Here is a 13475-nt window from a genome sequence, read left to right as displayed (position 1 = left end):
ACTCGGTCACCGACGTGCGCGAGGTGTTCCGCTCCTGGCAGGAGGGCACCGTCATCCGCTCCTGGCTGCTCGACCTGGCCGTCAACGCCCTCGACGAGGACGAGCACCTCGACNAGCTCAAGGGCTACGCCGAGGACTCGGGCGAGGGCCGCTGGACGGTCGAGGCCGCCATCGACAACGCCGTGCCGCTGCCCGCGATCACCGCGTCCCTCTTCGCCCGCTTCGCGTCCCGCCAGGACGACTCCCCGCAGATGAAGATGATCGCCGCGCTCCGCAACCAGTTCGGCGGCCACGCCGTCGAGAAGCACTAGTCGCACCCACGGGAAGGAGGCGGCGCGCAGCCATGCACGTCGCGCATCTGTCGCTCGCCGACTTCCGCTCCTACGCCCGGGTCGAGGTCCCGCTCGACCCGGGCGTCACCGCCTTCGTCGGCCCCAACGGCCAGGGCAAGACCAATCTGGTCGAGGCCATCGGCTACCTGGCGACCCTCGGCAGCCACCGGGTCGCGAACGACGCCCCGCTGGTCCGGATGGGCGCGGACCGGGCGATCGTGCGGGCGTCCGTGGTACAGGGCGAACGGCAGCAGCTGATCGAGCTGGAGATCAACCCGGGACGCTCCAACCGGGCCCGGCTCAACCGTTCCTCCCAGGTCCGCCCGCGCGACCTGCTGGGGATAGTCAGGACGGTGCTCTTCGCCCCCGAGGACCTGGCCCTGGTCAAGGGCGACCCGGGGGAGCGCCGGCGCTTCCTGGACGAACTGCTCACGGCCCGGGCACCACGGCTGGCGGGTGTCCGCAGCGACTACGAGCGGGTCCTCAAGCAGCGCAACACCCTGCTGAAGTCCGCCGCCGTGGCCCGCCGCCACGGCGGCCGCGGGGGCGACCTGTCCACGCTCGACATCTGGGACCAGCACCTGGCCAAGGCCGGAGCCGAGCTGCTGGCCCAGCGCCTGGACCTCACCCACGCCCTGCAGCCGCTGGCGGACAAGGCGTACGAGCAGCTGGCACCGGGAGGCGGCCCGGTCGTCCTGGAGTACCGCGGCTCGATCGGCGAACGGATCGCCGGGGCGTCGGGCCGCGAGGAGCTGTACGGACTGCTGCTGGAGGCCCTGGGCGAGGCACGCAGGCAGGAGATCGAGCGGGGGGTGACCCTGGTCGGCCCGCACCGCGACGACCTCTCCCTCAAGCTGGGCCAGCTCCCCGCCAAGGGGTACGCGAGCCACGGCGAGTCCTGGTCGTACGCGCTGGCGCTGCGCCTGGCCTCGTACGACCTGCTGCGTGCCGACGGCGGTGAGCCGGTGCTGGTGCTGGACGACGTCTTCGCCGAGCTCGACGCCCGGCGCCGGGCCCGGCTGGCGGAGCTGGTGGCCCCCGGTGAGCAGGTCCTGGTGACGGCGGCGGTGGACGACGACGTGCCGGACGTGCTGATCGGTGCCCGGTACGCGGTGGAGGACGGCGGCGTGGAGCGGGCATGACGGATCAGCAGCAGCCCGGGCAGGGGACGGGCGCCGGGGACAAGCCGGTGACCGGCGTCGACCTGGCCAGGGTCGCGCTGCGCGCCGCCAAGGAGCAGGCCCGCGCGAGGGGCGCGGCCGCGCAGCAGAAGAAGCAGGCCCGGCGCGGAGGGTTGCGCAGCGGTGCGCGGGCGGACGGGCGGGATCCGCTGCCCCTGGGCGCCGCGATCAGCCGGCTGATCACCGAGCGCGGCTGGGAGGCCCCGGCGGCGGTGGGCGGCGTCATGGGCCGCTGGCCGGAGCTGGTGGGCGACGACGTGGCCCTGCACTGCCAGCCCCAGCGGTACGACGAGGAGGAGCGGGTCCTCACGGTGCAGTGCGACTCCACGGCCTGGGCGACGCAGCTGCGGCTGCTCGCCCCGACGCTGGTGGCCAGGCTGAACGCCGACCTCGGGCACGGCACGGTGAAACTGATCAAGGTACTGGGGCCGGGGGGACCGGTGCGTTCGTACGGGCGGTTGCGTGCTCCCGGGAGCCGCGGGCCGGGCGATACGTACGGATAGGCCGGAAACCTGCTGTGCGTAATCGGGTCGAAGCCCTGTGCGCCCGCGTGAGCCGTTTTGAGACCCGGTCCGCGTGTGGGGAGTCGGCAGGAGGTACTTCAGTCGGGCACACGGGAACTCAGGTACCGCCAAAGCCCCATCTATGTCGGCGCTACCGGTAGACTGATGGCAGTACCGCCCGCCCCTGGCCTCCGGCACCGGGGGACCCCAGCGGGACCAGTCGAAGATGTCGAGTGATGAAGCCGGTTCCGCCCCGCGGGACCCGGCTCATGCTGTGCCAGAAAGGGCGCTTCGTGGCCGATTCCGGCAACCCCAACGAGATCAATACGTCCGCAGCTGACGGCTCCGCCGCGCCCGCCCCAGGCGCGGCGTACGACGCCAGCGCGATCACCGTCCTGGAGGGCCTGGACGCGGTTCGCAAGCGCCCGGGCATGTACATCGGCTCGACGGGCGAGCGCGGCCTGCACCACCTGGTGTACGAGGTCGTCGACAACTCCGTCGACGAGGCGCTGGCCGGTCATGCGGACACCATCAACGTCACGATCCTCCCCGACGGCGGCGTGCGCGTCATCGACAACGGCCGCGGCATCCCCGTGGACATCGTGCCGTCCGAGGGCAAGCCCGCCGTCGAGGTCGTGCTGACCGTCCTCCACGCCGGCGGCAAGTTCGGAGGCGGCGGCTACGCCGTCTCCGGCGGTCTGCACGGCGTCGGCGTCTCCGTGGTGAACGCCCTGTCGACGAAGGTCGCGGTCGAGGTCAAGCGTGAGGGCTTCCGCTGGACCCAGGACTACAAGATGGGCGTCCCGACCGCCCCGCTGCAGAAGAACGAGGAGGTCTCGGAGAACGGGACCTCGGTGACCTTCTGGGCCGACGGCGACATCTTCGAGACCCTCGAGTACTCCTTCGAGACGCTCTCGCGCCGCTTCCAGGAGATGGCCTTCCTGAACAAGGGCCTGACCATCTCGCTGACCGACGAGCGCCCCGAGCACGCGGACGTGGAGAACGAGGGTCAGCCGCGCTCGGTCACGTACCACTACGAGGGCGGCATCGTCGACTTCGTGAAGTACCTCAACTCGCGCAAGGGCGAGACGGTCCACCCGTCGGTGATCGACATCGACGCGGAGGACAAGGAGCGGATGCTCTCCGTCGAGGTCGCGATGCAGTGGAACACCCAGTACAGCGAGGGTGTCTACAGCTTCGCCAACACCATCCACACCCATGAGGGCGGCACCCACGAAGAGGGCTTCCGCGCCGCGCTGACCACCCTGGTCAACAAGTACGCGCGCGAGAAGAAGCTGCTCCGCGAGAAGGACGACAACCTCACCGGCGAGGACATCCGCGAGGGCCTGACCGCGATCATCTCGGTCAAGCTGGGCGAGCCGCAGTTCGAGGGCCAGACCAAGACCAAGCTCGGCAACACCGAGGCGAAGACCTTCGTGCAGAAGGTCGTGCACGAGCACCTGACGGACTGGCTGGACCGCAACCCCAACGAGGCCGCGGACATCATCCGCAAGTCGATCCAGGCGGCCACCGCCCGTGTCGCCGCCCGCAAGGCGCGCGATCTGACGCGCCGCAAGGGCCTGCTGGAGACGGCGTCGCTGCCGGGCAAGCTGAGCGACTGCCAGTCCAACGACCCCGCCAAGTGCGAGATCTTCATCGTCGAGGGTGACTCCGCCGGCGGCTCGGCCAAGTCCGGCCGCAACCCGCAGTACCAGGCGATCCTCCCGATCCGCGGCAAGATCCTGAACGTGGAGAAGGCGCGGATCGACAAGATCCTGCAGAACACCGAGATCCAGGCGCTGATCTCGGCCTTCGGCACCGGTGTGCACGAGGACTTCGACATCTCGAAGCTGCGCTATCACAAGATCATTCTCATGGCCGACGCCGACGTGGACGGCCAGCACATCAACACCCTGCTGCTGACCTTCCTGTTCCGCTTCATGCGGCCGCTGGTCGAGGCGGGCCACGTGTATCTCTCCCGTCCCCCGCTCTACAAGATCAAGTGGGGCCGGGACGACTTCGAGTACGCGTACTCCGACTCCGAGCGCGACGCCCTGATCGAGCTGGGCCGCCAGAACGGCAAGCGCGTGCGCGAGGACTCGATCCAGCGCTTCAAGGGCCTCGGCGAGATGAACGCCGAGGAACTGCGGGTCACCACGATGGACGTCGACCACCGCGTGCTCGGCCAGGTCACCCTGGACGACGCGGCCCTCGCCGACGACCTGTTCTCGGTGCTGATGGGCGAGGACGTCGAGGCCCGGCGCTCCTTCATCCAGCGCAACGCCAAGGATGTCCGCTTCCTCGACATCTGAGTCGGCCCCCATCAGCCGCCGCCCGAAAGGACTTTGACCAGCAATGGCCGACGAGAACCCCCCCGTCCCCGGCGGGGAGAACCCCACCCCTGCCACGCCCGAGGGCCCCGAGGGCGCAGCCGCGGTGACGGACACCATGCGTATCGAGCCCGTGGGCCTCGAGACGGAGATGCAGCGCAGCTACCTGGACTACGCGATGTCCGTCATCGTGTCCCGCGCGCTGCCCGACGTCCGGGACGGCCTCAAGCCCGTCCACCGCCGTGTGCTGTACGCGATGTACGACGGCGGCTACCGCCCGGAGCGCGGCTTCTACAAGTGCGCCCGCGTCGTCGGTGACGTCATGGGTACCTACCACCCGCACGGCGACTCCTCGATCTACGACGCGCTGGTGCGCCTGGCCCAGCCGTGGTCGATGCGCATGCCGCTGGTCGACAGCAACGGCAACTTCGGTTCCCCGGGCAACGACCCGGCCGCCGCCATGCGGTACACCGAGTGCAAGATGGCGCCGCTGTCGATGGAGATGGTCCGGGACATCGACGAGGAGACCGTCGACTTCCAGGACAACTACGACGGCCGCAACCAGGAGCCGACGGTCCTGCCGTCGCGCTTCCCCAACCTGCTGATCAACGGCTCCGCCGGCATCGCGGTCGGCATGGCGACCAACATCCCGCCGCACAACCTGCGCGAGGTCGCCGAGGGTGCCCAGTGGTACCTGGCCAACCCCGAGGCGTCCAACGAGGAGCTGCTCGACGCGCTCATCGAGCGCATCAAGGGCCCCGACTTCCCGACCGGCGCCCTGGTGGTGGGCCGCAAGGGCATCGAGGAGGCGTACCGCACCGGCCGCGGCTCCATCACGATGCGCGCGGTGGTCGAGGTCGAGGAGATCCAGGGCCGGCAGTGCCTGGTCGTCACCGAGCTGCCGTACCAGGTCAACCCCGACAACCTGGCGCAGAAGATCGCCGACCTGGTGAAGGACGGCCGGGTCGGCGGCATCGCCGACGTCCGGGACGAGACCTCCTCCCGGACCGGGCAGCGCCTGGTGATCGTGCTCAAGCGCGACGCCGTCGCCAAGGTCGTGCTGAACAACCTCTACAAGCACACCGACCTGCAGACGAACTTCGGCGCCAACATGCTGGCGCTGGTCGACGGCGTGCCGCGCACCCTGTCGCTGGACCAGTTCATCAAGCAGTGGGTGACCCACCAGATCGAGGTCATCGTCCGCCGGACGCGCTTCCGGCTGCGCAAGGCCGAGGAGCGCGCCCACATCCTGCGCGGTCTGCTGAAGGCCCTGGACGCCATCGACGAGGTCATCGCACTGATCCGGCGCAGCGCCACGGTCGACGTGGCGCGAGAGGGCCTGATGGGCCTGCTGGAGATCGACGAGATCCAGGCCAACGCGATCCTGGAGATGCAGCTCCGCCGCCTGGCGGCCCTGGAGCGGCAGAAGATCGTCCAGGAGCACGACGAACTCCAGGCGAAGATCAACGAGTACAACCGCATCCTGGCCTCCCCCGAGCTGCAGCGCGGCATCATCAGCACGGAGCTGACGGCGATCGTCGAGAAGTTCGGCGACGACCGGCGCTCGGCGCTGGTGCCCTTCGACGGCGACATGTCCATCGAGGACCTGATCGCCGAGGAGGACATCGTCGTCACGATCACCCGCGGCGGCTATGTCAAGCGCACCAAGACGGACGACTACCGCTCCCAGAAGCGCGGCGGCAAGGGCGTGCGCGGCACGAAGCTGCGGGAAGACGACATCGTCGACCACTTCTTCGTCAGCACCACCCACCACTGGCTGCTGTTCTTCACGAACAAGGGCCGTGTCTACCGCGCCAAGGCGTACGAGCTGCCGGACGCCGGCCGTGACGCCCGCGGGCAGCACGTGGCGAACCTGCTGGCCTTCCAGCCGGACGAGCAGATCGCCCAGGTGCTGGCCATCCGCGACTACAACGCGGCGCCCTACCTGGTGCTCGCCACCCGGTCGGGCCTGGTGAAGAAGACCTCGCTGAAGGACTACGACTCCCCCCGCTCCGGCGGTGTCATCGCGATCAACCTGCGGGAGACCGACGACGGCAGCGAGGACCTGCTGATCGGCGCCGAGCTCGTCGGTCCGGCCGACGACCTGCTGCTGGTCAGCCGCAAGGCGCAGTCCATCCGGTTCACCGCGACGGACGAGTCGCTGCGCCCGATGGGCCGTGCCACTTCGGGTGTGAAGGGCATGAGCTTCCGTGAAGGGGACGAACTGCTCTCGATGAATGTCGTGCGACCGGGTACGTTCGTCTTCACCGCCACCGACGGCGGGTACGCCAAGCGCACCAGTGTGGACGAGTACCGGGTCCAGGGGCGTGGCGGACTCGGCATCAAGGCGGCCAAGATCGTCGAAGACCGGGGCTCCCTGGTCGGGGCGCTGGTGGTGGAGGAGACCGATGAGATCCTCGCCATCACCCTCGGCGGCGGCGTGATTCGCACCCGTGTCAACGAGATCAGGGAAACCGGGCGTGACACCATGGGCGTCCAACTGATCAACCTCGGTAAAAAGGATGCAGTTGTGGGCGTCGCCCGCAATGCCGAGGCGGGGGCGGAGGCCGAAGAGGTCGTCGCCGCCGAAGAGGCCGAGGGCGAGCAGCCCGTGGCCGCCGAGTCGGAGGAGTAGAAGACCGTGAGTGGAGCCGAGGGCGCCGCGGGTGGGACGGGCGCGGACGGAGGGCAGCCGATGCCGGCCGCCCTTCCGGACGCGATCGGCGGTGCCCCTGGCCCACGTACGGACAACGGCCCGCACCAGGGGGGAATCACCGTGACTGACACCCGTCCATCGCAGCACCAGCACGCCGTGCACCAGCAGACCTACGGGGGCGCGCCCGGCACCCCGGTCGCCGAGCAGCCGCCGCAGCCCCAGCACCAGCCGGAGGGGCCGCACCAGCCGCCTCAGGCGTACGCGCCGCCGGCCGGGGGCCCCGCGACCGCGGGCGTCCGCCAGCCGCGTCCGGCGGCCCGTACCGTCCCGCGTACGCGCAAGGCGCGGCTGCGGGTGGCGAAGGCCGACCCGTGGTCGGTGATGAAGGTGAGCTTCCTGCTCTCCATCGCGCTGGGCATCTGCACGGTCATCGCGGTCGCGGTGCTGTGGATGGTGATGGACGCCATCGGCGTCTTCACGACGGTGGGCGGCACGCTCAGCGAGGCCACCTCGTCCGGCTCGGACGGCGGCTTCGACCTGGTGTCGTTCCTGTCGATGTCGCGCGTGCTGACCTTCACGGCGGTCATCGCGGTCATCGACGTCGTGCTGGCCACGGCGCTGGCCACGCTCGGGGCCTTCATCTACAACATGTCGGCCGGCATGGTGGGCGGCGTGGAGCTGACGCTGGCGGAGGACGAGTAACCGATTTTGGGCCACGGCCCCGTGTGCGCTAATCTTTCAACGCAACGCAGCGCGGGGCTATAGCTCAGACGGTTAGAGCGCTTCCCTGATAAGGAAGAGGCCACAGGTTCAAGTCCTGTTAGCCCCACCGCGTGAACGGCCCGTACGGATCATCCGTACGGGCCGTTTCTTTGTCCGCGTCGGCGGAGTTGGATCCGGTGGCAGGTCACCGTTCGATATCGACCGGTGTGTATAGTCGGGCCCGTCGGAGGACCCCCAACGCAAGAAGGACGAGGTCGCGCGGTGAAGAAGTTTCTCCTGGTCGCACTGGCCGCCATCGGCGGTCTCCTCGTGTACCGCCAGATCCAGGCGGACCGCGCCGAGCAGGACCTGTGGACGGAGGCCACGGACTCCGTTCCGGCGGGTTCCGGCGCGAGCGTCTGAGACGGCACAGCCCGGACGAAGGATTCCCGAGGCCCCGATCACGATGTGGTCGGGGCCTCGTCATGTTCGCGTCGTCGTTGCCCGACCGTGACGTGATCCGCTTGTATTTGCTGTCGCAAATCAATAGCTTCGCTGAGGCCGGAGATGTGCGAGGGGGAACACAGCACATGCGACGAGGAAATGCGCTGCCACGCGGGCTTGCGGGGCCGCTGGGGGCCGTGTGCGGGCTCGCGGTGGTGGGCGCCCTGCTGGGCCCGGCCGGGACGGCGCAGGCCGCCGGCGCGGCGGCCGGCGCTGCCGGCGACGGCGACCGCGACGGACTGGTCATGGTGCTGGACTCCTCAGGCTCCATGGCGGGCGCCCGTATGGCGGCGGCCGGGCGGGCCGTCGGAGCCGTCGTGGACGCGCTGCCGGACGGCTACCCCACGGGACTGCGGGTCTACGGCGCGGGCAAGGAGCACGGCTGCGACGACACCCGGCTGCTGGAGCCCGTGCGGCCCCTGGACCGGGAGGCCCTGAAGCAGGCCGTGGCAGGCGTGCGGCCCAAGGGGGACACCCCCATCGGGCTGTCGCTGCGGAAGGCGGCCGCCGATCTGCCCGAGGGCGGGCGGCGGACGATCGTGCTGGTCTCCGACGGCGAGGACACCTGCGGGGCGCCCGAACCCTGCGAGGTGGCGGCACGGCTCGCCGGGCAGGGGGCTGACCTGCGGATCGACACTGTCGGCTTCCAGGTGCGGGGCGGCGCCCGCGAGCAGTTGGAGTGCATCGCCGCAACGGGTCACGGCAGCTACTACGACGCCCCCGACGCCGCCTCGCTCGTGCGGCAGTTGACGCGGGCCTCCCGGCTGAGCGCGGACGCGTACCGCCTCCAGGGCCGGCGCGTGACCGGCGGGACGGGTGCCACCGGTGCTCCGGCCCTGGTCCCCGGCCAGTACGTCGACGACATCGGGCCCGGCGAGACCCGCTGGTACGCGGTGACCCTGGACGCGGCCTCCACCGCCGACCTGGCGGTGACCGCGGTGCCGCGGCCGGGGGTGAGGGCCGCGTACGGGGACGGTGTCGAGCTGCGGCTGGCCGGCACCGGCAGGTACACCCTCACCTGCGGCTCGGACGCGGCGCACTTCGGGCAGGACGAGGGCGCGATGGTGATCGGCGGCGCCGTCAGCCGGATCCCCACTGACGACCGGGACGGCGCCTGCGACAGGGCCGGGCGCTACGTGCTGTCGGTGCACCGCACCAGCGCCGCCGGCTCCGACCGGGCCCGCTGGCCCCTGGAGTTGCGGTACGGCTCGGAGCGGCCGTTCCCGGCGGGCGCCACCCCGGCACCGGCCGCGACCCGCTACGGGGACCCGCCGGCGGCTCATACGGGCGCACCGCACGACGTCGAGGGCGGTACGGGGTTCAACGACGCCCGCAGGCTCGGCACGGGCATCTGGCGCGACACGCTGCTGCCCGGGCAGACGCGCTTCTACGCGGTGCGGGTGGGCTGGGGACAGCGTCTGACCTACTCCGCCGACTTCGCCAACGAACCGCTCCTGGAGGGGGGTTCCACGGCCTCCTCCTTCGTGGCGACGGCTGCGTACGGGCCGGGACGGCAGCCGCTCGGCGACGCCTCCGGGGCCTCGCAGCGCCGCGGCTACCACGGGCGGCCGCTGTCCGTGGGGCTCGGCACCGTGCCGGTGACGTGGACCAACCGCTGGGCCGCGGGCGGAAGCGCCCGGGGCGCCCGTACGGCGGGCGAGCACTACGTCGCGCTGTCGCTCGGTCCGGGTGCGGCGGGGCTGGCGCGGAACGCGGCGGTGCGGGTCGTCCTGCGCGTGGACGTGACGGGTACGGAGCTGGCCGGGCCGGAGTACGGGGCATCGGCGCGCGGAGAGCCGGGCGCCGGCAGGGGCGAGGGGGAGCGGGCGGCCGCCGGGGACACGGACAGCACCGCGGCCGGCGCCCCCGCGGACGCGGGAGGCTTCATGACGGTGGGCGACGCGGTCGCGGCGGCCGCGGGCGGCGCGGTGGCGCTCGCCGGGGTCGTGGCGGTGGTCCTGCTGGGCCGCAGACGGAGGGACGGGGCATGATCCGCTGGGCACTCGCATCGGCCGCGGCGCTCGCGCTGCTGGCGGGAGCGGCGGGATCGGCGTCCGCCGACCCGGCGGTCCCGGCCTGGCAGCCGCAGGGCGAGCCGATACAGGGGCGGGCGAGCACCGCGGACGCCCCGCGGCTCGAACCGGGCGTCCTGTACCGGGACACCCTGTCGGCGGACGAGGGCGGCAGGAACTACGCCCTCGACCTGGACGCGGTGAGCTCGTCCTACGTCGCCGTCTTCGCGCTGCCCCGCCCAGGCACCGAGGTGGCGTACGGGGACGGCATCGAGCTGACGCTGACCAGCACCGACGGCACCCGCTGCGACAGCGGCCACCGGACGTTCTCGGCCGACGGGGCGGCGCGGCCGATCGGCACCTGGGTCAAGCGCACCATCGCCGAGGACGGGCCGTGCCAGGAGGCGCACGCGTACGTCCTGGAGGTGACGCGCACGTCGAAGGGCACCTCGGACGCCGCGCCCTGGCCCCTGCAGATCCGCCTCACCGACGAGCCGGGGCTCACCGACGGTGCCGCGCCGGGCCCCGCCCTCAGCCCCGGCACGCGGACGCCGGTGCCCGCGAGCGGCACCGCCCGCGCCACCGACGGGGGCGCGGACTTCGTGCACGCCGGGGCTCTGGGCACCGGGGTCTGGAGGGACGAGGTGCTGCCCGGCCAGACGCGCTTCTACCGGGTGCCGGTCGGCTGGGGACAACAGGCCTGGGTCGCGGCGGACTTCGCCAACGCGGATGTGACGAAGCCGGGCGGCTACAGCGGCTCCGGTGTGCGCGTGGAGGTCTACAACCCCCGCTGGGCCTTCATCGGCACCGACACCGCCTCCTACTCGGGCGAGCAGACCTCCGTCACCGCCACGACCGGCCGGGTCGCCTACGCCAACCGCCTCGAGAGCGGTGACGCCGTGACGGCGGCCCGTTTCGACGGCTCCTACTACCTGGCGGTGTCGGTGCACCCGGAGGTCGCGGGCTTCGTCGACGGGGCCGTCCCGGTCACCCTGCGGGTCGACGTCGAGGGCACCGCGCGGCCCGGGCCTTCGTACGACGGTGACCCCGGCGAGGACCTGGGCCTGCCCGGTGAGCCCGGTGCGGGAAACCCGCTGCTGCGGGCCCTCGGCTTCGCGGCGCTCGGCGCCGGCACCGTGCTGCTGCTGTCGCTCGCGGTCTGGACCGTGGCCGCGCGGCGCCGTCCAGCCGAGGTCTCAGGAGGACGCTGACAGCGCCCAGAAGCCGAAGGCGAGGCAGAGGGCCGCGACCAGCAGCATCGGCACGACGACCCTGGCGGGAGGACCGGGGCGACGCGCGGGCGCCGGCGCGGCGGCATGGGCGGCGGTCACGGCCGGGGCGACGGCCGGGGGCGGTGGTACCGGCGGAGTGAGGGGGGCGGCGGGAGCGTCCATCGCGGCGCCGGCACCCGTCGTGGCACCCGTCGTGGTGGCCGTGTACGGACGGGTGGGCGCCGGGGCGACCGGCGCCCGCGTCGGCGGTGTGGGAGGCGTAGGGGCCGTCCCGGCCGGCCGCGGCGCGGGCGGCGGCAGGCGGAAGCTCCCGGTCTCCTCCACGGAGGGCACCGGATCCACCGGGCCGTCGGGGGAGAAGCCCGCGGGGAGCGGCCCGATCTGGTCGAAGACCTCGACGGCCTCCTCGTCCGGCTCCGGGTCCGGCAGCAGCTCGACCGCCGCAGCCAGGGCCTTGCGGGCGCCCGAGGCGGTGCGGAAACGGGCCTCCGGGTCCGGCTGCAGCAGGGTGCCGATCACCTCCCACAGCGGCCCGGGAACGCCCTGCGGGGCCCGGGGCATGCCGTGGGCGTACTGGGTGACGACCGCCTCCGCGTCGGGTTTGCTGCCGCTGAGCAGACAGAGGGCGACCAGCCCCGTCGCGTACAGGTCGGCGGGGAAGTCCGGCTCGGCGCCGAGGAGCTGCTCCGGGGCGAAGTAACCCGGGGTACCCACCACATGGTCGGCCGCGGTGAGCCGGGGCTCCCCCTTGCGCATGGCGATGCCGAAGTCGGACAGGCGCAGGTGTGGGCGCCCGGTGCCGGTCGCCTCCATCAGCAGGTTCGCGGGCTTGATGTCCCGGTGCACCACGCCCTCGGCGTGCACCGCCGTCAGACCGGACAGCAACTGGTCGAGCAGGCCGCTGACATAGCGCGGCGGGAGCGGGCCGTAGTCGCCGATGAGGTGCGACAGCGAGCCGCCGCGCACCAGGTCCATGGTGAACAGCACCTTGTCGTCGTCGGCCGCCCAGCTCGTGGGGGCGAGCACGTACGGGTGGTCGATGCGCAGCGCCTGCTCCCGGACGAAGCGCAGCAGGGCGTGGGCGTCCCGCTGCAGCAGCACCTTGGCCGCCACGTAGCGCCCGCGCCGCCGGTCCCAGGCGCGCCACACCTCGCCCACCCCGCCGCGGCCGATCGGATCGACCAGTTCGTACCGGCCCGCGAAGACCTCACCCATGGTGTGCGTCCGCCCCCCGCTTTCGCGCCTCGTAGTCCCGGACCGCCGCGTCGGACGGGCCGGCACCGTACACCCTGAGGAACTCTGCCAGTTGGGGGTGGCGGTGGGCGAGGGAGTCGGCCGCGTCGGCGATCTCGGCCGGTGAGGCGGCCGTGTGCAGCAGCGCGCGGACCTCGTGGACGACCCGGCGCGCGGGCGGCAGCGGCGTTCCGGTCGCGCTCTGGGTGGTGCCGAGCAGCGGGGAGCCGGCCGATCCCCGGATCTCGTCCATCCGCGGCACGGCGTCCGCCGCGGTCACCGCTCCTGCGGACACCTCCGAGGCGAGTTCCTGCAGCGCCTGGAGCCGCTGCACCACCGCGGGGTTGCCGATCTTCGCGCGCTGCCCGCTCATCAGCTGGGACAGCATCGGTGCCGACAGCCCCAGCACCCCCGCCAGCCGCGCCTGGTTCAGCCCCAGGGTCTCCATGAGCCGGCGGAACAGCACGCCGAGCGGCTCGCCGTACCAGGTGCGCTGCATGTCCTGGACGCGGGTGGTGGCGTCCGGCTGCGAGGTGTCCATTGCGGGCTCCTGACGGGGGACCTTTGCGGCCGCGAACTTGCCCGTCATCCTACGGACCCCCGATACTCGGTCGGTGATCGTCTCCGCAGCCGGTACGCTGGTCTGCGGCACGGGGCCTTAGCTCAGTTGGTAGAGCGCCGTCTTTGCATGGCGGATGTCAGGGGTTCGACTCCCCTAGGCTCCACACCGTCCGACCGGGCCGGGAACCTCATCGAGGTCCCGGCCTGTCGTGTGTCCGGAGCCGGGTGC

Annotated in this window: 10 protein-coding genes, 2 tRNA genes and 1 pseudogene; 11 read left to right on the top strand and 2 right to left on the bottom strand. The window is 72.0% G+C overall.

Annotated features, from left to right (window positions below; all coding sequences use genetic code 11):
• From B085_RS0114135 to B085_RS42310, 10 genes and pseudogenes are all read left to right on the top strand, one after another.
• Positions 1–311 (top strand): annotated as a pseudogene (locus B085_RS0114135) (6-phosphogluconate dehydrogenase); the annotation flags it as partial.
• Positions 312–343: 32 nt separating this feature from the next.
• Positions 344–1474 carry a DNA replication/repair protein RecF gene (gene recF / locus B085_RS0114130; RefSeq protein ID WP_018559216.1) on the top strand — a complete coding sequence of 377 codons (1131 nt, stop codon included), beginning with the start codon at positions 344–346 and terminating at the stop codon, positions 1472–1474.
• Positions 1471–2016 carry a DUF721 domain-containing protein gene (locus B085_RS0114125; protein ID WP_018559215.1) on the top strand — a complete coding sequence of 182 codons (546 nt, stop codon included), beginning with the start codon at positions 1471–1473 and terminating at the stop codon, positions 2014–2016. The genes recF and B085_RS0114125 overlap by 4 nt, the downstream gene beginning before the upstream one ends.
• 269 nt (positions 2017–2285) lie before the next feature.
• Positions 2286–4328: a DNA topoisomerase (ATP-hydrolyzing) subunit B gene (gene gyrB / locus B085_RS0114120; RefSeq protein ID WP_018559214.1), complete on the top strand. Its 2043-nt coding sequence runs from the start codon at positions 2286–2288 to the stop codon at positions 4326–4328.
• A gap of 43 nt (positions 4329–4371) precedes the next feature.
• The gene (gene gyrA, locus B085_RS0114115) at positions 4372–6981 is read left to right on the top strand and encodes a DNA gyrase subunit A (protein ID WP_018559213.1); all 2610 of its coding nucleotides are present in this window, start codon (positions 4372–4374) and stop codon (positions 6979–6981) included.
• A 60-nt stretch (positions 6982–7041) separates the two neighbouring features.
• Positions 7042–7704, top strand: coding sequence for a DUF3566 domain-containing protein (locus B085_RS0114110; protein ID WP_018559212.1), 663 nt, complete (start codon positions 7042–7044; stop codon positions 7702–7704).
• A 53-nt stretch (positions 7705–7757) separates the two neighbouring features.
• Positions 7758–7831, top strand: a tRNA-Ile gene (locus tag B085_RS0114105).
• Positions 7832–7986: 155 nt separating this feature from the next.
• Positions 7987–8127 carry a DLW-39 family protein gene (locus B085_RS46895; RefSeq protein WP_018559211.1) on the top strand — a complete coding sequence of 47 codons (141 nt, stop codon included), beginning with the start codon at positions 7987–7989 and terminating at the stop codon, positions 8125–8127.
• A 167-nt stretch (positions 8128–8294) separates the two neighbouring features.
• On the top strand, positions 8295–10199 hold the full coding sequence (locus tag B085_RS0114095) for a VWA domain-containing protein (protein WP_106434929.1): 1905 nt from the start codon (positions 8295–8297) through the stop codon (positions 10197–10199).
• A complete protein-coding gene (locus tag B085_RS42310) occupies positions 10196–11431 on the top strand; it encodes a hypothetical protein (protein ID WP_018559209.1) in 1236 nt (411 codons plus the stop codon). Before B085_RS0114095 ends, B085_RS42310 begins: the two co-directional genes overlap by 4 nt.
• Here the strand turns inward: B085_RS42310 and B085_RS0114085 are convergent.
• Both B085_RS0114085 and B085_RS0114080 read right to left on the bottom strand, forming a co-directional pair.
• The gene (locus B085_RS0114085) at positions 11417–12667 is read right to left on the bottom strand and encodes a serine/threonine-protein kinase (RefSeq protein WP_018559208.1); all 1251 of its coding nucleotides are present in this window, start codon (positions 12665–12667) and stop codon (positions 11417–11419) included. The genes B085_RS42310 and B085_RS0114085 overlap by 15 nt on opposite strands.
• Positions 12660–13226, bottom strand: a complete 567-nt coding sequence (locus tag B085_RS0114080) for a helix-turn-helix domain-containing protein (RefSeq protein ID WP_018559207.1) — start codon at positions 13224–13226, stop codon at positions 12660–12662. Before B085_RS0114080 ends, B085_RS0114085 begins: the two co-directional genes overlap by 8 nt.
• A gap of 111 nt (positions 13227–13337) precedes the next feature.
• Here B085_RS0114080 and B085_RS0114075 point away from each other — a divergent pair.
• Positions 13338–13410 (top strand) — tRNA-Ala (locus B085_RS0114075).
• Positions 13411–13475: the final 65 nt, after the last annotated feature.

The organism is Streptomyces sp. BoleA5 (assembly GCF_000373665.1).
GTDB lineage: Bacteria > Actinomycetota > Actinomycetes > Streptomycetales > Streptomycetaceae > Actinacidiphila.
This window is presented reverse-complemented; position numbering and strand designations above follow the sequence as displayed.

What these genes read in the sequence shown, in the direction of transcription:
- B085_RS0114095 (WP_106434929.1), top strand. Translation starts at nt 8,295, where the DNA reads ATGCGACGAGGAAATGCGCTGCCACGCGGGCTTGCGGGGCCGCTGGGG.
- recF (WP_018559216.1), top strand. Translation starts at nt 344, where the DNA reads ATGCACGTCGCGCATCTGTCGCTCGCCGACTTCCGCTCCTACGCCCGG.
- B085_RS42310 (WP_018559209.1), top strand. Translation starts at nt 10,196, where the DNA reads ATGATCCGCTGGGCACTCGCATCGGCCGCGGCGCTCGCGCTGCTGGCG.
- B085_RS0114080 (WP_018559207.1), bottom strand. Translation starts at nt 13,226, where the DNA reads ATGGACACCTCGCAGCCGGACGCCACCACCCGCGTCCAGGACATGCAG.
- gyrB (WP_018559214.1), top strand. Translation starts at nt 2,286, where the DNA reads ATGCTGTGCCAGAAAGGGCGCTTCGTGGCCGATTCCGGCAACCCCAAC.
- B085_RS0114125 (WP_018559215.1), top strand. Translation starts at nt 1,471, where the DNA reads ATGACGGATCAGCAGCAGCCCGGGCAGGGGACGGGCGCCGGGGACAAG.
- gyrA (WP_018559213.1), top strand. Translation starts at nt 4,372, where the DNA reads ATGGCCGACGAGAACCCCCCCGTCCCCGGCGGGGAGAACCCCACCCCT.
- B085_RS0114110 (WP_018559212.1), top strand. Translation starts at nt 7,042, where the DNA reads ATGCCGGCCGCCCTTCCGGACGCGATCGGCGGTGCCCCTGGCCCACGT.
- B085_RS0114085 (WP_018559208.1), bottom strand. Translation starts at nt 12,667, where the DNA reads ATGGGTGAGGTCTTCGCGGGCCGGTACGAACTGGTCGATCCGATCGGC.